This window comes from uncultured Thiohalocapsa sp., assembly GCF_913062725.1.
Lineage (GTDB): Bacteria > Pseudomonadota > Gammaproteobacteria > Chromatiales > Chromatiaceae > Thiohalocapsa.
Map to the genome: position 1 here is coordinate 36,356 of NZ_CAJXWY010000018.1, position 18,512 is coordinate 54,867.

The 18,512-nt window shown below is 68.2% G+C and carries 15 protein-coding genes; 7 read left to right on the top strand and 8 right to left on the bottom strand.

The annotated features are described in order from the left end of the window. Positions 1-17: 17 nt before the first annotated feature. The 5 genes from QZ588_RS06930 (at position 18) to QZ588_RS06950 (ending at position 4,711) form a co-directional block, all read left to right on the top strand. Positions 18-1,256, top strand: a complete 1,239-nt coding sequence (locus QZ588_RS06930; RefSeq protein WP_295541197.1) for a type II secretion system F family protein — start codon at positions 18-20, stop codon at positions 1,254-1,256. 45 nt (positions 1,257-1,301) lie between these two features. After that, positions 1,302-2,231 carry an A24 family peptidase gene (locus QZ588_RS06935; protein WP_295541199.1) on the top strand — a complete coding sequence of 310 codons (930 nt, stop codon included), beginning with the start codon at positions 1,302-1,304 and terminating at the stop codon, positions 2,229-2,231. Between the two features lie 83 nt (positions 2,232-2,314). Continuing rightward, positions 2,315-2,956, top strand: coding sequence for a dephospho-CoA kinase (gene coaE / locus QZ588_RS06940; protein ID WP_295541200.1), 642 nt, complete (start codon positions 2,315-2,317; stop codon positions 2,954-2,956). A gap of 98 nt (positions 2,957-3,054) precedes the next feature. Then, positions 3,055-4,338, top strand: coding sequence for a chloride channel protein (locus QZ588_RS06945; RefSeq protein WP_295541201.1), 1,284 nt, complete (start codon positions 3,055-3,057; stop codon positions 4,336-4,338). 133 nt (positions 4,339-4,471) lie between these two features. Continuing rightward, positions 4,472-4,711 (top strand): hypothetical protein, encoded by a 240-nt coding sequence (locus tag QZ588_RS06950; protein WP_295541203.1) that lies wholly within the window; start codon positions 4,472-4,474, stop codon positions 4,709-4,711. A 103-nt stretch (positions 4,712-4,814) separates the two neighbouring features. Here QZ588_RS06950 and hisA read toward each other — a convergent pair whose 3' ends face one another. Further along, positions 4,815-5,576, bottom strand: a complete 762-nt coding sequence (hisA, locus tag QZ588_RS06955) for a 1-(5-phosphoribosyl)-5-[(5-phosphoribosylamino)methylideneamino]imidazole-4-carboxamide isomerase (protein ID WP_295541205.1) — start codon at positions 5,574-5,576, stop codon at positions 4,815-4,817. Between the two features lie 82 nt (positions 5,577-5,658). Further along, complete coding sequence (gene hisB, locus QZ588_RS06960) at positions 5,659-6,279, bottom strand: imidazoleglycerol-phosphate dehydratase HisB (protein WP_295541207.1); 621 nt, start codon at positions 6,277-6,279, stop codon at positions 5,659-5,661. A 148-nt stretch (positions 6,280-6,427) separates the two neighbouring features. Between hisB and QZ588_RS06965 the strand changes: the two genes are divergently transcribed. After that, positions 6,428-9,103: a PAS domain S-box protein gene (locus tag QZ588_RS06965; RefSeq protein WP_295541209.1), complete on the top strand. Its 2,676-nt coding sequence runs from the start codon at positions 6,428-6,430 to the stop codon at positions 9,101-9,103. Between the two features lie 75 nt (positions 9,104-9,178). Here QZ588_RS06965 and dtd read toward each other — a convergent pair whose 3' ends face one another. The 5 genes from dtd to QZ588_RS06990 form a co-directional block, all read right to left on the bottom strand. Continuing rightward, positions 9,179-9,616 carry a D-aminoacyl-tRNA deacylase gene (gene dtd / locus QZ588_RS06970; protein WP_295541210.1) on the bottom strand — a complete coding sequence of 146 codons (438 nt, stop codon included), beginning with the start codon at positions 9,614-9,616 and terminating at the stop codon, positions 9,179-9,181. Next, positions 9,613-10,590 (bottom strand): prolyl aminopeptidase, encoded by a 978-nt coding sequence (gene pip, locus QZ588_RS06975; RefSeq protein ID WP_295541212.1) that lies wholly within the window; start codon positions 10,588-10,590, stop codon positions 9,613-9,615. The genes dtd and pip overlap by 4 nt, the downstream gene beginning before the upstream one ends. Before the next feature lie 215 nt (positions 10,591-10,805). Beyond that, on the bottom strand, positions 10,806-12,002 hold the full coding sequence (locus tag QZ588_RS06980) for an ATP-binding protein (RefSeq protein WP_295541231.1): 1,197 nt from the start codon (positions 12,000-12,002) through the stop codon (positions 10,806-10,808). 285 nt (positions 12,003-12,287) lie between these two features. Beyond that, on the bottom strand, positions 12,288-14,678 hold the full coding sequence (locus QZ588_RS06985) for a TIGR03032 family protein (RefSeq protein WP_295541214.1): 2,391 nt from the start codon (positions 14,676-14,678) through the stop codon (positions 12,288-12,290). A gap of 170 nt (positions 14,679-14,848) precedes the next feature. Further along, positions 14,849-16,906, bottom strand: coding sequence for a thioredoxin domain-containing protein (locus QZ588_RS06990; RefSeq protein ID WP_295541215.1), 2,058 nt, complete (start codon positions 16,904-16,906; stop codon positions 14,849-14,851). A 191-nt stretch (positions 16,907-17,097) separates the two neighbouring features. Between QZ588_RS06990 and QZ588_RS06995 the strand changes: the two genes are divergently transcribed. Then, the gene (locus QZ588_RS06995) at positions 17,098-17,907 is read left to right on the top strand and encodes a 1-acyl-sn-glycerol-3-phosphate acyltransferase (protein ID WP_295541217.1); all 810 of its coding nucleotides are present in this window, start codon (positions 17,098-17,100) and stop codon (positions 17,905-17,907) included. 144 nt (positions 17,908-18,051) lie between these two features. Here the strand turns inward: QZ588_RS06995 and ihfB are convergent, their stop codons facing one another. Next, positions 18,052-18,396 (bottom strand): integration host factor subunit beta, encoded by a 345-nt coding sequence (ihfB, locus tag QZ588_RS07000; RefSeq protein ID WP_295541218.1) that lies wholly within the window; start codon positions 18,394-18,396, stop codon positions 18,052-18,054. Positions 18,397-18,512: the final 116 nt, after the last annotated feature.

The window sequence follows — 18,512 nt, forward strand, 5'->3', positions numbered from 1 at the left end:
CGCCGCCAGAGCCCGCCATGGCCGTGACCACCGCCCGCAAGCCCAAGCCAGCAAAGGCCCATACCTTCGCCTGGGAAGGCATCGACCGCCGCGGCAACCGGGTCAAGGGGGACCTGCGCGCACCCAGTGTCGACCTGGTCCGCGCCGATCTCCGCCGCCAGGGCGTCGCTCCAACCAAGGTGCGCAAGAAGGCCCCACCCCTGTTCGGCACCGGCGAGCGCAGGATCACGAGCCAGGATCTGACCGTCTTCAGCCGCCAGCTGGCCACCATGATGAGCGCCGGCGTCCCCCTGGTGCAGGCATTCGAGATCATCGGCCGCGGCCACGAAAGCCCGGCCATGCAGACGCTGCTGCTCGCAATCAAGCAAGACATCGAAAGCGGTACGGCCATGGCCGCCGCTCTGCGCAAATACCCGCGCTATTTCGACGCTCTCGTCTGTAACCTGGTGGCCGCCGGCGAGAGCGCCGGTGTGCTCGATGTCCTGCTGGACAAGGTCGCCAGCTACAAGGAAAAGACCGAATCCCTCAAGGGCAAGATCAAAAAGGCGATGTTCTATCCGGCGGCGGTGATCCTGGTGGCCATCGTCGTCACCGTCGTCATCCTGCTGTTCGTCATCCCGCAGTTCAAGGCGCTGTTCAGCAGCTTCGGTGCCGATCTGCCCGCCTTCACCCTCGTGGTCATTGCGCTCTCGGATCTGTTGTGGGAATACTGGTGGGCGTTGGTGCTGGCGATCGGTGGCGTTGCCTGGGGCATCGGCCGGCTCAGCACTGGCTCGCAGCGATTCCGCGCCCTCATCGATCGACTGGTGCTGAAGCTTCCCATCATCGGCACTATCCTGCGCAAGGCCGCCGTTGCCCGCTTCGCCCGCACCCTGGCCACCGTGTTCGCCGCCGGCGTGCCCCTGGTGGAGGCCCTCGACTCGGTGGCAGGCGCCACCGGCAACAGCGTCTACGGTCAGGCCGTGCAGCAGATGCGCGAGGACGTCGCCACGGGCCAGAGCCTGCAGCACACCATGCGCCAGAGTCATCTGTTTCCGCATATGGTGATCCAGATGACCGCCATCGGCGAAGAGTCCGGCGCGCTCGACGACATGCTCGCGAAGGCGGCGGATTTCTACGAGGAAGAGGTGGATAACGCCGTCGACAGCATGAGCAGCCTGCTGGAGCCCCTGATCATGGTAGTCATCGGCGGCCTGGTGGGTGCGCTGGTGGTGGCCATGTACCTGCCCATCTTCAAGCTCGCGGCCGTGGTCTGAACAACCACGCCTGCTCCATGCACCGCCCGGCGGCGACACAGGCTCATGCAATTCATAGGCACTTTGCTGGATGCGATCACCGCCACACCCGGCCTGCTGTTCGTCACCGTGCTGCTGCTGGGCCTCATCGTCGGCAGCTTCCTCAACGTGGTCATTCTGCGGCTACCACGGATCATGGAGCAGGAATGGCGGCGGGAGTGCGCGGCGCTGGCCGCCGCCGAGGCCGACCCCGCGGCCAACCCGGCACCGGAGGCGGTGGGCGCCGATGCATCCGCCACCGCCACGCTCAGTCTCGCTCACCCGGCTTCCCATTGTCCCCACTGCGGCCATCGTCTTCGCCCCTGGGAGAATATTCCGGTGCTGAGCTGGCTGCTGCTGCGCGGTCGCTGCAGTGCCTGCTCGCGCGCCATTTCCTGGCGCTATCCCGCCGTGGAAGTCTTCACCGCCCTGCTCTCGCTGCTGGTGGTCTGGCATTTCGGGCCGACAGCCCAGGCGGCGGCGGCCCTGGTGCTCACCTGGGGACTGGTGGCGCTCGCCGTCATCGATGCCGACACCCAGCTCCTGCCGGACGATCTCACCCTGCCGCTGTTGTGGCTCGGGCTGCTGCTGAGCTTGTGGGACGTGTTCGCCGACAGTCAGGCCGCCATCCTCGGCGCCGCCGCCGGCTATCTCAGTCTGTGGCTGGTATTCCACGCCTTCCGGCTACTGACGGGCAAAGACGGTATGGGCCACGGCGACTTCAAGCTGCTGGCGCTGTTCGGCGCCTGGATGGGCTGGCAGACGCTGGCGCAGATCATTGTGCTCTCGGCGGTGCCTGGTGCGCTGTTCGGGATCGCGCTCTTGCTGACGGGGCGCGCCGAGCGCGGCACACCCCTGCCCTTCGGGCCGTTCCTGGCCATCTCCGGCTGGGTCAACCTCTTGTGGGGCCCGGACATCGCCGCCGCCTATCTCGGCTGGAGCGGGCTCGGCGCCTAGCGCCACCATGAGCGCGTGATAGTGTGCCGCCTGGCCCGTGGCGTGCGATGCCCTGGGCACCCCTGCACGATGAGAGGAAACTGATGATGAGCCAGCGCTCGAGCCCCGGGCCCACCGGCCGCACGCGTGCGTTCACCGTGGCGCTCACCGGCGGCATCGGCAGCGGCAAGAGCGCCGTGGCGGAGCTGTTTGCGGCACACGGCGTTACCGTCGTCGATGCCGACGTCATCTCCCATGCGCTGACGGCGCCCGGCGGCGCGGCCCTCGCCCCCATCAACCAGGCCTTCGGCGCGGCGGTCATCACCGCCGACGGCGCCCTGGACCGGGCCGCACTGCGCGAGCGGGTGTTCACGGACCCGCAGGCCCGCCGCCGACTCGAAGGCATCCTGCACCCGCTGATCCGCACGCGCATGCAGGCCGCGGTGGCGGCGGACGACGGCCCCTATGTGGTGCTCGCCATCCCGCTGCTGGTGGAGACGGGCCAGACCGACATGGCCGACCGCGTGCTGGTGGTGGACGCCCCCGAAGCCCTTTGCATCGAGCGCGTGGGCCGACGCAGCGGCCTCAGCCCCGAGCAGGTGCGTCGTATCATGGCGAGTCAGGCCAGCCGCGCCGAGCGGCTCGCCATCGCCGACGATGTCATCGAGAACACCGGCACGCGTGCCGACCTCGAGCCCGCCGTGCGCAGGCTGCACACCCGCTACCTCGCCCTCGCCGCCACCTGAGTCCCTGCCCCATCGCGCTCACCCCCAGCCCCGGGAATCCGCCGCCATGACACCCGCGGCCCCCAGCTGGCATCGGCGTCCGGTTAGAATGGCTGCGCATGGACCACGACCATGCCGCCTCACTGCGCCTCACCCTGCTCGGTGCCATCAGCGGGCTGCTCGCCGCCCTGGTGGTCCTTGCCTTCCGCAGCGCCATCGAGTGGGGGCACTGGCTGTTACTGCCGGGCGCCGCGGCCGACGGCTACGAGGCGCTGCCGGCGAGTGCACGCCTGGCGCTGCCGCTGGCCGCGGGCCTGCTGCTGGGCATCGCCTTCGACCTCCTGCCCCGCCGCCAGCGCGAGGTGGGAGTCACCCATGTGCTCAAGCATCTGCAGCCACCGGGCCGGGAGCGACTGCCGCTGTCCAACATGCTGGTGCAGTTCGGCGCCGCCGTGGTGGCCATCGTCGGCGGGCATTCCGTCGACCGCGAGGGGCCCGCGGTCCATCTGGGTGCCGGCAGCGCAAGCTTCGTCGGCTCCTGGCTGGGCCTCGACGCCGAGGAGGAGCGCACCCTGCTCGCCGCCGGCGCCGCCGCAGCCATCGCCGCCGCCTTCGACACACCACTCGCCGGCGTCGTCTTCAGCATCGAGGTGCTGCGCATCCGCTACCAGGTGACCCGCTTCCTGCCGGTCATCGTCGCCGCCGTCACCGGTGCCATGGCCAGCCGTATGCTGTCGCTGCAGCACCCGGGCGTGCCCGTGGTGCCCGAGCACCTGGGCGCACACTGGGAAATCCTGGCCATGCTCGCCCTCGGCGGCGGCATCGGCTTGCTGGCGGTGGCCTTCTCGGCATTGGCGATCCGCCTGCTGCGACGCACGGGTGGCTGGCCCTGCAGTGTCACCTTTACCCTGGCCGGTCTGGTCACCGGCATCCTGGCACTGGCAACCCCGCAGATCATGGGCATCAGCTACGACACCCTGGCGCTGATGTTACTGGGTCAGGCGGAGTTGGTCGTGGTATTGCCACTCGTGGCCACCAAGCTCATCGCCACCGCCGTGAGCATTGGCCTGCGGGTGCCGGGCGGCCTGATCGGCCCGACGCTGTTCATCGGCGGCGCCGCCGGCTCCACACTCGGCCTGCTGCTGGCCGCCACCGGTGTCGAGCAGGCCGCATCGGCGGGCTTCTACGCCACCATCGGCATGGCGGCCATGATGGGCGCCACACTGCGGGCACCGCTCGCGGCCCTGACGGCGCTGCTGGAGCTGACCGCCAATCCCAACATCATTCTCCCGGGGATGCTGGCCGTGGCCACGGCGGAGCTGGTCAGTCGCGCCTGGCGCGGCGAGCGATCGGTGTTCGAGCTGTTATTGAACGCGCAGCCGACGGATACCCCTAAACACTAGAAACTTCAAGGGATTACCGCTCAGCGGACAAGACTTGATCTGCGTCGGAAAACTGGGATAGGTTCTTTGTACACGTCGCTGTCTGTCACGGGATTCGACGTGTTCGGCCAACCACCGACAGGAGATGAAAGTCATGCACATCCCTCTCATCAGCCGGTCTCTCGTCGTGACCGCTGCCCTACTGCTCGGCGCAGTCACACCTGCCATGGCCGCAGAGTGCAAGGGCATGGAAAAGAACAGCTGCGAGCGCAATGAAAGTCGATGTACGTGGGTGAACGGCTATACGCGCGGTGATGGTGTCAAGGTGAGCGGTTACTGCCGCAGCAAGGGTGGGAAGAAATCCAGCAGCACCACCAGCAGTACCGAAAGCTAAGCATCGCTCCTGCCCATGGGCAGCGGCCCGGGCCCTGTGCCGGGCCGTCAATGCGCACCCACAAGGACCGCCGGAAGGGCGTTGCGCAGTCCGCGCGCCGCTGTCAACCGCCCCCGGACCCGGCGAGGGCATCGGCGAGTCGCTGCCCTTCGCCAAAGTCCAGCGTGCCCTCGTAAATGGCCCGGCCGGTGATGGCGCCGAGGATGCCTCCACCGGCGCCGCGGTCGGCGACGGTGGCCAGTGCCCGCACATCCTCCAGACTGGTAATGCCGCCGGAGGCGATGACGGGCACGGCGATGGCATCGGCGAGCCCGACGGTGGCCTCGACGTTTGGACCCGTCAGCATGCCATCGCGGCCGATGTCGGTGTAGACGATCGCCGCGACGCCGTCGCTCTCGAAGCGACGCGCCAACTCCTGTACGCGGTGGTCGGTGACCACGGCCCAGCCGTTGATGGCCACTTGTCCGTCTTTGGCGTCCAGCCCGACGATCACGTTGTTTGGGAAGGCGTGGCAGGCGCGGGCGACGAAGTCGGGCTCTTTCACCGCCTGGGTGCCGATGATGCACCAGGTCACGCCCGCGTCCAGATAGGCGGCGATGGTGCGCTCATCACGAATACCGCCGCCCACCTGGATGGGCAGGTCGGGACAGGCGGCGGCGATGGCGCGGATGGCGTCACCGTTGACGGGCGCCCCGGCGAAGGCGCCGTTGAGGTCCACCAGGTGCAGCCGGCGGGCGCCGGCATCGCGCCAGCGCACGGCGACGGCGACGGGGTCGTCGCCGAAGACCGTTTCGTCGTCCATGCGGCCCTGGCGCAGGCGCACACATTTGCCGTCTTTGAGATCAATAGCCGGGATCAGGAGCATGGCGGACTCGGGCGTTTGGGAGTAGGCAATCGGGCTAACGCCGGTGCTGGGCGTGGAGCGTGCTGCTTGTGCTGCGTGTGCTTTAGAGGGCGCCTTTCGTCGACGGCGTCATATCACCCATGCGTGGGTCCGGCTCCACCGCCATCCGCAGCGCCCGACCGAAGGCCTTGAACACGGTCTCGGCCTGGTGGTGGGCGTTGAGGCCGCGCAGATTGTCGATGTGCAGGGTCAGCGCCGCATGGTTGGTGAGCCCCTGAAAGAACTCCCGCAGCAGGTCCACATCGAAGTCACCGATGCGTGCACGCGTGTAGTCGATGTTGTAGGTCAGCATGGGCCGCCCGGAGAGATCCACCACCACCCGCGACAGGGCCTCGTCCAGGGGAACGTAGGCGTGGCCGTAGCGGCGGATGCCGCGCTTGTCGCCGAGGGCCTGCGCCAGCGCCTGCCCCAGGGTGATGCCGACGTCCTCGACGGTGTGGTGGGCGTCGATGTGCAAATCGCCGTCGGCTTCGATGTCGAGGTCCAGCAGGCCATGGCGGGCGATCTGATCCAGCATATGCTCCAAAAAGGGCACGCGGGTGCGGAAGCTCCCGCGGCCGCTGCCGTCCAGATCCAAGGCGACGCGGATCTGGGTCTCGAGGGTGTTGCGCTCGACTTGGACGGCGCGACGGGGCGCCGGGGAATGCGCGGTATGCTCGTTCATGGGGTGTCAGACGGCGGTTGCATCCGGACATTTAACCATAGCGGGCGGGCTGCCCGCAGCCGCTCGCCTGCGAGCACCGAAACCCCAGCGATCGCTTGTATATACTCAGGGAAAGGCTCGATAGAAGCAGACGACGAGGAGTGATCCAATGGCGATTGACGAGCGCCCGCAGACGTCATGCCCGCCGCTGCTCGTCGACTATCGCCAGGACGATGCCATCTTTACCCTCGACCCACAGGGCCGGGTGCAGAGTTGGAGCGCCGCCGCCCAACGCCTGCTTGGCTACTCGACGCGGGAAGCGATCGGTGCGCGCTGCGAGCGCTTCTACACCGCGGAGGATATCGCCGGCGGCGTGCCCGCCCGGGAACTGCGCCAAGCCCTGGCAACGGGCCAGGCGGCGCAGGCCCACTGGTACGTCCGCAAGGACGGCTCGCGTTGCTGGTGTGGCGACGTAACGACCCTGCTCGCGCGCGGCGATGGCAGTCCGCACGGCTTCGTGAAGTGCCTGTGCAGCTCAGCGGCCGCGGCGCAGCCGGCAGATCTGCGCGGCGACGCCATCGCCTACGCCGAGGGTATCGTGGAGACGGTGCGCGAGCCGCTGCTGATCCTCGACGGCCAGCTCAGGGTGCGCAGCGCCAACGGCGCCTTTTACCGAACCTTTCACGTCTCACCCCAGGACACCGAGGGGCGGCGCCTGTACGACCTCGGCAACGGGCAATGGGATATTGCGCGCCTGCACGCCCTGCTCGAAGAGATCCTGCCCCAGCACGCCACGTTCGACGACTTCGACGTGGAGCACGACTTCCCCGGCATCGGGCGCAAGATCATGCTGCTGAATGCCCGCAAGCTGCGCTACGCGGATGCAGCGCTGATCCTGCTGGCCATCGAGGATGTGACCGAGCGGCGGCGGGCGGAGACGCAGCGCCAGGCCCTCGAGACCCGCTTCACCGCCCTCGTGAAGAACGTCAAGGACCATTCCATCTTCACCCTGGATCCCGAGGGGCGAATCACCAGCTGGAATATCGCCGCCGAGCATGTCCTCGGTTTTACCGAAGCCGAGGTGCTCGGTCAGCACTTTGCCATCATCTTCACCCCCGACGATCGACGACGGGGCCTGCCCCAGGCGGAGCTGCGCATGGCGCGGGCGCAGGGCCGGGCCGAGGACGAGCGTTGGCACCTGCGCAAGGGCGGGGAGCGGTTCTGGGCGCTTGGAATCGTCAGCGCCCTGTACGACGTCGATGGCCGGCTCACCGGCTTCTCGAAGATCCTGCGGGACATGACCGAGCGTAAGCGGGCCGAGCAGGCGCTGCGCGACAGCGCGGCCAAGTACCGTTCCCTGTTCGAGTCCATCGACGAGGGCTTCTGCATCATCGCACTGATATTCGATGACGACGCGCAGCCGGTGGACTATCGATTTCTGGAAGTCAACCCGGCATTCGAGCGCCAAACCGGCCTCGTCGACGTGCCGGGCAAGACGCTCCGCGAGGTCCTGCCGGCGAGCGAGGCATATTGGATCGAGACCTATGCGCGCGTGGCGCTCACCGGCGAGCCGACGCGCTTCGTCAATTACGGCGCCCCCCTCGGGCGCTGGTTCGACGTCTACGCCTGGCGCCATGGCGAGCCGCAGGACCGCCAGGTCGCCATCCTTTTCAACGACATTACCAGCCGCAAGCGGGCCGAGGAGGCGCTGCGCGAGCGCGAGGAGCAGCTGCGGGCCCTGGCGAGCCGGCTCAGTGAGACCGAGCAGCGTGAGCGCAAACGGCTCGCGGCGATCCTCCACGACCATATCCAGCAGCTGATGGTGGCAGCGCGCATGCAAGTCGGTGCGCTGCGGCGCAACATCAGCAGCCCCGAGCGCGCCAGCACCATCGCGCAGGGGGTGGAGGATATTCTGAACGAAGCCCTGGAAGCATCGCGCTCCCTCGTCGTTGAGCTGAGCCCACCCGTGCTGGCAGAGGCCGGGCTGCTGGAGGCACTGAAATGGCTCGCCGCGCGGATGCAAAAGCAGCATGCGCTGAGCGTGCGCCTGCACACGCAGATGGCGGTGGAGCCCGTGGCAGAGGATGTCCGGCTGCTGATCTTCGAATGCGTGCGCGAGCTACTGCTGAACACCGTCAAGCACGCCGGTGTTACCGCGGTGGACGTCTCCCTCAGGCGCAGCAGCGAGACCGAAATCACCGTGGTGGTACGCGATGCCGGCAAAGGCTTCGATCCGGATCTCCTCAGCCAGCGCCGCGTCGACGAGCGCGGCTTCGGTCTGTTCAGTATTCAGGAGCGCTTGGCTCACCTCGGGGGCTACATGGCGATGGAAAGCACGCCCGGCCGCGGTACCCGGGTGACGCTGTGCGTGCCCGTGGCCAAAGCGGAGTCGCCGGCGGATGGGCCGGCGACCGGGGCCGCGACGACACCGGCGAAGACGCTGCGCATCACCCACCGGCCACAGGCGTGCCGGGTGCTCATCGTCGACGACCATCCGCTCATGCGCGAGGGCCTGGCGCGGTTGTTCGAAGGCGAGCGCGACATCGAGGTGATCGGCCAAGCCAGCGACGGGCCCGAGGCCATCGCCGCCGCTGCGGCCCTGGCGCCGGATGTGGTGCTGATGGACGTGAACCTCGGCGACATGGACGGCATCGAAGCCACGCGTCGAATCCTCGCCCGGCAGCCCGAGGTCAAGGTGATTGGCTTGTCCATGCACATCGATGCCGCCGTGGCCGCGGCGATGCGCGCGGCGGGCGCCGTGGCGTACCTGCACAAGGGCGAGCACGCAGAATCGCTCATCGCCGCCATCCGCGCTTGCCGGGCGGGGCCGGCGTCGGCCGAATAGACCACTTCAGCGCTTGTGATCGGCCATCATCCGATGATCGCCGCGACCGACGTCTACCCATTGATGGGCACTGCCTCAACCTTCCAGCCAGAAGGTCACAGGCCCGTCGTTGATCAGTTGCACCCGCATATCGGCACCGAAGCGCCCGGTGGCGATGGGCTCGTGCATGTCCTTGGCATGGGCCACGAGATGGTGGAACAGCCGCGCCGCCATCGCCGGCGGCGCCGCGGACGTGAAGCTGGCGCGGGTGCCCTTGGCGGTGCTCGCGGCCAGCGTGAACTGCGGCACCAGCAGCAGACCGCCGCCAACCGCCCTAAGACTCAGATTCATCTTGCCGGCGTCGTCGGGGAACACGCGGTAGCCCAGCAGGCGCGCGAGCAGGCGCTCGGCACGGGCTTCGTCGTCGTGGGGCTGCACCCCGACCAGCACCAACAGGCCACGCTGGATGGCGCCGATGACGACGCCGTCCACCGCCACGCTGGCCTCGCTCACCCGCTGCAGCAGGCCGATCATGCCGGCGCCGAAAGGCGGTCCGCAAAGCCCTGGGTGGCCGCCACCAAAGCGGCGGCAATCCCCGGCTCGAAGGCGGCGTGTCCGGCATCGGCGATGACCTGGAAATCTGCCTTGGGCCAGGCCTGGTGCAATTCCCACGCGGACTGGAGCGGGCAGATGGCATCGTAGCGCCCGTGCACGATGACACCCGGGATATCCGCCAGCCGCGGGGCATCCCGCAGCAATTGCTCGGGCGCCAGAAAGGCATTGTTGACGAAGTAGTGACACTCGATGCGCGCAAGGCTCAGGGCCAGGTGGTGGTTGGCGAAGGCGCCGCGGATGCCGGCGTCCGGCAGCAAGGTGGCGCAACGCCCCTCCCAGATGGACCAGGCCTGGGCGGCGCGGTGCATGGCCGCGGCGTCGTCGCCGGTGAGCCGGCGGTGGTAGGCCTGTACCAGATCGCCGTGCTCAGCCGCCGCAATGGGTGCCAGGAAGTCGCGCCAGTAGTCCGGGAACAACAGGCTGGCGCCATGCTGGTAGAACCACTGGATCTCCCAGGGCCGGCACAGGAAAATGCCGCGCAGCACCAGGGCCGTCACCCGCTCGGGATGGGTCTCGGCGTAGGCCAGCGCGAGCGTCGAGCCCCAGGAGCCGCCGAACACCAGCCAGCGCTCGAGGCCGAGATGGGCGCGGATACGCTCCATATCCGCCACCAGGTCCCAGGTGGTGTTGTGCTCGAGGCCCGCGTGGGGCGTGGAGCGTCCGCAGCCGCGCTGGTCGAAGAGCACCAGGCGCCAGCGCGAGGGGTCGAAGAAGCGCCTGTGGGTGGGCCCGCAACCGGCACCGGGACCGCCGTGCAGGAATACCGCGGGCAGTCCTTCGGGGTTGCCACACTCTTCCACATAAAGCGTATGGCCCTCCCCCACGGCAAGCCGATGCTGTGCATAGGGCTCGAGGGGCGGGAACAGCGGATTGGGTCGTGAGGCGTCTTGCATGCGAAGCTCGGGCTCGGCGACGAGGTGAGTATGAGAGTTGGGCCGTCGGCCACTGATCCCACCCCGCAAGCCCAGCGGTCCAGCCTTCCGCATAGTGGCCCTGCATCAGCAGCAGCATGCCCATCGGCGCCCGGTGATTGCCTTGGCGGCCGCAGTGCAGTCGCCCCCGCACCTGCTCGCCGGTCAGCCCCAGCGAACAGCGCCTCGCCGTAGGGCTAGCTCAGCCCGGGCAGGTTGCTGATCCAACCTGGGAACTCCTGCCAGGGAATGCACCGGTTGTTCCCCGGGAGTGAGCGAGATTCCGTGCTGGTGCAGACCAGGATGCCTTCGCTGGCGGCCTGCTCCCCTAGCAAGGTCTTAAGACGGTTGAGGGGCGCGACATGACGGACGGTGGGCGTGGCCGTGAGCTTGATCTCCACCAGATGCAACCGACCACCCGCCAGGATCAGCAGATCGACTTCCAGTCCGTCCTGGCTGCGCCAGAAATAGAGGTCGGGCTTGCGCCCCACCGCAGCAAAGGCCTTGATGGCCTCCGCGACCACCCAGCCTTCCAACAGCGCCCCACCCATGGGGCCGGCCAGGGCCGCGGTGCCGTCTGGCTGGCGGGTCAGGGTCGTGACCAGCGCCGAATCCAGAAAGTAGAGCTTGGGTGTCTTGATCAAGCGCTTACCGAGGTTGCGGAAGTAAGGCGGCAGCAGGCTGATGACGAATGAGGCTTCCAGCACGCCCAACCAGGCGGCCACGGTGGGCTGAGAAATCCCACAATCCCGTGCCAGTCCCGCCTTGCGACTCTCCTGGCCGTGCAGGGATGCGCACAGACCCAGGAACTGCTCGAAGGCACGCAAATCCCCTATGGTCTTGATTTGTCTCACATCCCGTTCCAGGTAGGTGCGAACGTAAGAACGCACCCAGAGATCACGCCGCGCAGGGTGCAGGGCGGGGATCGGGTAGCCGCCCAACCAAATCGCCTCGCTCAGGCTGGCGGGGGCATGTTCCCGGGCGCTCAAGGGATAGAGGTCCAGGATGGCAACGCGCCCGGCGAGGGATTCGGTCAGGTTGCGCATCAGCTCGAATTGCTGGGAGCCGGTGAGCAACCAACGTCCCAGACGCCCAGCGTTGTTCAGCAAGTCAGCGTCGATGCGCATCTTCAGGTAAGGCATCAACGCTGGCACATACTGGATTTCATCCAGGATCAGAGGCTTGCCTTCAAATTGGTCGAGGAAGCCGTTGGGGTCACTGAGGGCGAAATCCCGTTCCAGGGGATCATCAAAGGTGACATAGGCATAGGAGTCCCCGTAAACCTGGCGCAGCAGGGTGGTCTTACCGGACTGGCGCGGCCCCGTGAGTAACACGGCGGGGAAGGCGTTAACTGCCTCGCGGAGGATGGGCGTGAGAATGCGCTCGACATACATGTTGACCAAACTAAAATCGAATTTTCATTTGGTCAAGGATTCATCGCCCAGAAATCTGGGCGACGCCGCGCGCTGCGGCCTTGCCAGGTCATTCGGGACTGACACGCGTGACCGTCACTGCTCGCCTCAGCGCCACCGCCGCTGCCGCCAGGCGCCGAACAGCCCCAGCAGGCCCGCGCTGCCGAGCAGGGCCCAAACGGAGCATCCCTGGCGGCAGAAGAGATGAATGCTGACGAAAACTGCCACGCAAAACCTTGGGGGTCAGGTGCCACCCAAGAGCGGCTGTCACGCCCTGGATCTGCGCTCCCTGACGAGCGATGTCGATGATATGCCGCGGGCCAACGCCTCTGCCATCGCCTTGATCACGGGCGTCCAGTCCCCCAAACGCCGTTGGCGAAACAGCCGCAGGCTGGGATACCAGGGCGAGTCCGTGCGCTCAAGCCCCCAGCGCCAGTCGGCGTTGAAGGGCAGCAGCAGCCAGGTAGGCACGCCCAGCGCACCGGCCAGGTGCGCCACCGAGGTATCCACGCTGATCAGCAGATCCAACTGACTCAGCGCCGCGGCGGTGTCGCCGTAGTCCCGCAGCAGCGGGTCCAGATCGTGCAGGCGATCCGCGACGGCCAGCGTTGCCCGCTGCTGCGCCGCCTCGCCCTTTTGCAGGCTGCACCACAGGGTGTCGTCCCCGCTGGCCTCGATCAGCGGCGCCAGTGTCTCGAGGGCGATGGAGCGATGCCGGTCGTTACTGAAGGTGGGGCTGCCGGCCCAGACCAGCCCGATGCGCCGTCGTCCACCGACCCGGGGCAGTGTCAGGCGCGTGGGGTCGGCCTGCAGATAGGGCGTCTGGTTGGGAATCTCCGCCTCGGCATTCACCCCCAGCACCCGCGGCAGGCTCATGATGGGCAGATAGGCCACGAAGGCATCCGCCGCCAGAGGACCGGGTGGTATGACGGTGAGATTCGCCGCCAGTCCCTCGATGAGCGGATGCAGCGCCGGCGGCGCCACCACCAGGAGTTGCTCGCAGCGCGCGGCCACCGTCGGCAGAAAGCGCAGGCACTGGATGGCATCCCCGGCGCCCTGCTCGGTGTGGATCAGCAGGGTGCCCGCGGGTAGCGGCGCGCCGTCCCAGCGCGGGTGCGACTGGGGATCGAAGGGCGTGAAGCCGGCGGTCTTCCAGCGCCAGTCGAACGCGCGCCAACCTTCCGCATAGTGGCCCTGCATCAGCAGCAGCATGCCCAGGTTCAGATGCGCCTCGGCGAAGTCCGGGCGGATGCTGATGGCCTGGCGCAGGTGGTGGATGGCGGCCTCGATGTCGCGCAACTGGCTATGGGCGAAACCCAGCGCGCGGTGGGCGTCGGCGTGGCTCGCCTCGTCCGCCACCACCTGCTCCAGCTCGGCGATGGCCTCGGCGAAGTGCTCGAGGTCGTTGAGGGTGACGCCCAGGTTGTAGCGCGCCGGCAGAAAGTCCGGCTGTACCGCCAGCGCCTCGCGGAAGGCCGCGGCGGCCGCCTCCAGCTCGCCGGCCTGATGATGGGCGACGCCCTTATCCTGATGGGGCTGGGCCCTGGGCCGGGGCGTTGGCATGGCGGCGTCCTTGAGCGCCGCATCCGGCAGCGCATAGCTCAGGCCCATCAAGGTCGCATCGTGGTTGATGACATCCGGAAAGCGGATGCCGGGCAGGACCGAGACGGCGAAGATTTCCTGCACCGCGGCCTCGAAGCGCAGGAAGGCGACGATCTGGCCGTTGCGCAGGTCCACCACCCAGACGCCGCAGTTGCGCTCCTTGAGGGTGCGGGTCAGGGGGATGCCGCTGAAGGTGGCGCTCTCGCGGACCTGGGAGACGCCGACGAAGGCGAAGGGGCCGGCGAAGTCCAGCCCGCGGGTGAAGCCCGGCAGGGTGGTCAGAGTATTGAGCCTGCCGCCGTCGGGGTCCAGCCAGCCGATGCCGCCGCGGCCGGACTCCAGCACCCACAGCCGATCCTGATACCAGCGCGGGGAGTGGGGCATGGACAGCCCCTCCAGCAGCACGGCGTTGCTGTCGAGATCCATGAGCACGCCGCCGTCGGCCTTGCGTGCACGCCAGCCCTGCTCGGTGTCGGCGGTGCCGAGCGCGGTGACATAACGCGGGCGCCCGTCGCGCAGGGCCAGGCCGTTGAGGTGGCAGCGGTCGCTGGGGGCGTAGGCGCTGATGAAGGGCGGGCGCCAGTGCGGCACGAAGCTGTGCTCCGCATCGAGTGTGCAGAGGCAGGAGAAGCGGGTGTTGATGAACCAGAGCTGACCGTCGTCGGCGTAGTCCATCTCGTGGATGTCGATATCGCCGGTGACGTGGCTGCGCCGGGGCAGGAAGGCGGCATCGTGCTTGCCGGCCGGTTCGAGCTTGGCGGCGACGGCGGCCATGTTGCGAAATTCCTCCACCTGGCGCTGGGTACCGATGGCGAAACGCTCGCGCCGGGCGGCCAGGCCCATGGGGCGGGGGAAGACGCGGAAGTGGGTATTGATCACCTCGCCGTCGGCGCGCACCACCACCAGCTTGCCGGCCTGGTAGGTGGTGACCAGCAACGAGGCGCCGAGTTGGCGCAGCAGCGGCGGGAAGCTGCCGGTGTGGACGCTGCGCAGGGGTTGCTCGGCGGTGGTGGCGGAGGCGTCGGCGGGTGGTCCAGCGGGGTCTGTCGGGCTCATGGGGTGACGTGGGGCAGCGATGGGCCAGCGCGCAGTCTAGCCCATCGGCGCCCGGTGATTGCCTGGCGGCCTCAGTGCAGTCGCCCCCGCGCCTGCTCGCCGGTGAGCCCCAGCGAACAGCGCCCCGGCGTGGGGCCAGCTCAGCCCGGGCGCACCGCCGCGCGCGGCACTCACTGTGCGGTGAGCGCGCTCAGGCGGGTCACCGGCGGCTCGCAGCGGTTGCCGCGGCAGCGGTACGCCAGGGCGCCGACCTCCGCCGGCGCCATGGCGCCGAGATTGCCGGGCAGGTTCGGCGCGGAGCTGGGGATGGCCAGCACCAGTCGCCGCGGCTGATAGCCCTGTTGGGCGGCGGCCTGCCAGACACCGAGATCCGGCGGCTCGGCGCGGATGATGATGGTGTCCGGCGGCGCGTGATACTCGTCCAGCGCCGCCAGCAGCGTCGCATGGGCATAGGGGACCCGCCGCATGGGCTCGGCGGCAAAGCGCAGGGTCGCCGCGGCCGCGTCCAGGTAGCGCGGCTCGCCGAGCAGATGTCCCAGGCGCTGCAGGGCGTGGGCGGCGATGCCGTTGCCGGCGGGGATGGACTCGTCCCCCAGGGGCTTGGGGCGGGTGATGAGCGCCTCGTGGTCGGCGGCGGTGAAGAAAAAGCCGCCGTGCTCGGCATCGAAGAATTGGCTCAGCAGCAGCTCTGCCAGCGCCACGGCCCAGTCCAGATCCTGACGCCGCCAACGCACCTGCAGCAGCTCGAGCAGCGCGTCCAGCAGCATCGCATGGTCGTCCAGGTAGGCGTTGAGATGGCCGCGGCCGTCTTTGTAGGTGGCAAGCAGCCGGCCATTGCGCCAGAGCTCGGCATGCAGGAAGCCCAGGGCGCGCTCCGCGGAGCTCAGCAGGTCCGGGCGGTCCAGGGTGCGGGCGGCGCGGGCCATGCCCTTGATCATCAGCGCATTCCAGCTGGTCAGCACCTTCTCGTCGCGGCCCGGGTGCACGCGCTTGGCGCGCGCCGCCAGGAGCTTGGCCTTGGCCGTCGCCAACAGGGCCATCGCCTCTGCGTCATCCAGCCCCTGTGCCGCGGCGACCGCCTGCGGGGTGCGGTACTGGTGCAGATGCCAGCGGCCTTCGAAGTTCGCCGCGCGGTCCAGCCCGAACACCGGCGCCACCACGGCCAGTTCCGCCGGTGTCAGTATCTCGGCGACCGCCTGCTTGTCCCAGACGTAGAAACGCCCCTCCTCGCCCTCGCTGTCGGCATCCAGGCTGCTGTAGTAACCGCCCTCGGGGCTCTGCATGTCGGCCATGGCCCAGTCGGCGGTGGCCGCGGCGGCATCGCGGAAGACCCGATCGCCGGTGATCTGCCAGGCGTCGCAGCAGAGCGCCAGCAGCGGACCGTTGTCGTAGAGCATTTTTTCGAAATGCGGGATCATCCAATGATCGTCCACGCTGTAGCGGCAAAAGCCGCCGCCGAGCTGATCGTTCATGCCGCCGCGCACCATGCGCTCGAGCGTGAAGCGGGCCATGTGCAGCGCCTGTTGGTCCGGCTGGCCGTCGGCGGCGGTCGCCGCCCAGTGCCGCAACAGCAGTTCCAGGTTGGTGGGGTGCGGAAATTTGGGCGCCGAGCCGAAGCCACCGTGCTCGGTATCGAAGCTGGCGGCGAGCTGGCGGCGGGCGCCTTCCAGCGGCTGGGTGTCCGGCACGGCGGTGTCGGCCTGCGGCTCCAGCGACGCCAGGGCCTCCATCAGGGAGTGGTTCTGCTGGCGAATGGCATCGCCCTGCTCGCGGTAGGCGCGCTCGATGCTGGCCAGCAGCTGGGTGAAGGCGGGCAGCCCGTGGCGCTGCTGCTTCGGGAAATAGGTGCCGGCGAAGAAGGGCTTGCGGTCTTCCGGCGTCAGGAACACCGTGAGCGGCCAACCCCCCGGACGGCGTGCGAGCAATTGGTGCGCGGTCTGATAGATGCGATCCAGGTCCGGGCGCTCTTCACGGTCCACCTTGATGTTCACGAACAGGCGGTTCATGAGCACCGCGGTGTCCGGGTCCTCGAAGGACTCGTGGGCCATCACGTGGCACCAATGACAGGCGGAATAGCCAATGGACAGCAAAATGGGCTTGTCCTGCGCCTGCGCCTGCGCCAGCGCCTCCTCGCACCAGGGCCACCAGTCCACCGGGTTGGTGGCGTGTTGCTGCAGGTAGGGACTGGTGGCCTCGGCGAGGCGATTGCTCGGGGCGGCGTCGGTCATGGTGTGGTCTCGTTCACTTGCACGTGTGTTCAGGGAGCATGACGGCGGGGTCCCGGCTTTTCCAACCCGATCGCACTTGCGCCGTCGGTGTCGGCTCGGGTGGCGGGGGGCGCGTCGCGAAGATACGGCTTCCGCTCAGACGCCGATGACCGGACAATGTGCAAATTTCGGGTCCGGCGAGGAATCACACCATGCGACACCAGAGGGCAGCACAGGCGAGCCCGGATAACGTCTCCGCATCCACCAGCAAGGCCAACCGCAAACGGCCCGCCAGTGCGTCGATCCGGCTGCGCAGTCTGATCTTCGTGGTCTTGTCCGCGGCGCTCGCCGTGCTGCATGCGCCATTGGTTTTCCTGGTCGCGCCCTTCCTGAGCTTCGAGCAGCGCTACCGCTTCGTGAACGTCTGGAGCCTTGTCGTCATGTGGCTGTTGCGTCACCTGAACGGTGTGCACATCGAGGTGGAGGGACGCGCGCACATTCCCCGGGATCGTGGTGTCGTGCTGATGCCGAATCATCAAAGTCCCTGGGAGACCTTCTACCTACAGCTGCTGGTTTCGCCGCAGGCGACCATCCTCAAGAAAGAACTGCTGTGGATTCCTTTCTTCGGCTGGGGGCTGGCGCTGCTGAAGCCCATCGCCATCAATCGCTCGATGGGCTCGCAGGCCCTCAAGACCATCCTGCGCGAGGGGGCGGCACGGCTCGCCGAAGGCATCAGCGTGACGATTTTTCCCGAAGGCACCCGACAGCCCCCCGGCACCATCGGCCGCTTCAGTTCCGGCGGTGCCATGCTCGCCACGCGCACCGGCGCCGATGTGCTGCCGGTGGCGCACAACAGCGGCGACTGCTGGCCGGCACGCTCGCTCATGCGCTATCCGGGCACGATCCGCGTCGTGATCGGTGAGCCCATCGCCTCCAGGGGCAAAACCGCCAAGGCTCTCACCGCCGAGGTGGAGCAATGGATTCACGCGCATTACCCGGTAGCGGCGGCGCCCGCGGGGTGAAGTGCGCCGCTGGCCATCGGCGGCGGGCGGCGGCGGGCGGCGGGACCGATACGGTGCGGGGTCTGGGTGAGATCGAAACGTCTGGCCGGACGGCGACCCGGCGGCGCTGGGCGGGCAGCAGCAGCGGCGGCGCTGCGCGTGGCGTCAGCCGGCGGCCGTCTTGAGCGGCGCCGCTTCTTCTTGCGTCTGCGCCTCCAGTTCCGCCTGGTAGGCGGCATTGACGCGGTCGCGCAGTTCCTTGCCGGGCTTGAAGTGGGGCACGTACTTGCCCGCGAGGGCCACGGAGTCGCCGGTCTTGGGATTACGGCCGATGCGCGGCGGGCGGTAGTGCAGGGAGAAGCTGCCGAAGCCGCGGATTTCGATGCGCTCGCCGGCGGCCAGGGCCGCACTCATCTGCTCCAGGATGCAGCGCACGGCGAGCTCGACGTCCTTACAGGCGAGATGGCTCTGCTGTTCGGCCAGGATCTCGATGAGCTCGGATTTCATCATGTTGGATCACCCCGAAAAATCTGGGCAGATGCAGCCCAGCCGCCGGCCGTGCTTGGCCGACGGCGGAGCCGGACGGGCGGGGGCGGCCGGGCTGGTATGAGCCCGACGCCGGGCCG

Coding starts and splice junctions, on each gene's coding strand:
- QZ588_RS06930 (WP_295541197.1), top strand. CDS start 18: ATGGCCGTGACCACCGCCCGCAAGCCCAAGCCAGCAAAGGCCCATACC.
- QZ588_RS06935 (WP_295541199.1), top strand. CDS start 1,302: ATGCAATTCATAGGCACTTTGCTGGATGCGATCACCGCCACACCCGGC.
- coaE (WP_295541200.1), top strand. CDS start 2,315: ATGATGAGCCAGCGCTCGAGCCCCGGGCCCACCGGCCGCACGCGTGCG.
- QZ588_RS06945 (WP_295541201.1), top strand. CDS start 3,055: ATGGACCACGACCATGCCGCCTCACTGCGCCTCACCCTGCTCGGTGCC.
- QZ588_RS06950 (WP_295541203.1), top strand. CDS start 4,472: ATGCACATCCCTCTCATCAGCCGGTCTCTCGTCGTGACCGCTGCCCTA.
- hisA (WP_295541205.1), bottom strand. CDS start 5,576: ATGCTCCTGATCCCGGCTATTGATCTCAAAGACGGCAAATGTGTGCGC.
- hisB (WP_295541207.1), bottom strand. CDS start 6,279: ATGAACGAGCATACCGCGCATTCCCCGGCGCCCCGTCGCGCCGTCCAA.
- QZ588_RS06965 (WP_295541209.1), top strand. CDS start 6,428: ATGGCGATTGACGAGCGCCCGCAGACGTCATGCCCGCCGCTGCTCGTC.
- dtd (WP_295541210.1), bottom strand. CDS start 9,616: ATGATCGGCCTGCTGCAGCGGGTGAGCGAGGCCAGCGTGGCGGTGGAC.
- pip (WP_295541212.1), bottom strand. CDS start 10,590: ATGCAAGACGCCTCACGACCCAATCCGCTGTTCCCGCCCCTCGAGCCC.
- QZ588_RS06980 (WP_295541231.1), bottom strand. CDS start 12,002: ATGTATGTCGAGCGCATTCTCACGCCCATCCTCCGCGAGGCAGTTAAC.
- QZ588_RS06985 (WP_295541214.1), bottom strand. CDS start 14,678: ATGAGCCCGACAGACCCCGCTGGACCACCCGCCGACGCCTCCGCCACC.
- QZ588_RS06990 (WP_295541215.1), bottom strand. CDS start 16,906: ATGACCGACGCCGCCCCGAGCAATCGCCTCGCCGAGGCCACCAGTCCC.
- QZ588_RS06995 (WP_295541217.1), top strand. CDS start 17,098: ATGCGACACCAGAGGGCAGCACAGGCGAGCCCGGATAACGTCTCCGCA.
- ihfB (WP_295541218.1), bottom strand. CDS start 18,396: ATGATGAAATCCGAGCTCATCGAGATCCTGGCCGAACAGCAGAGCCAT.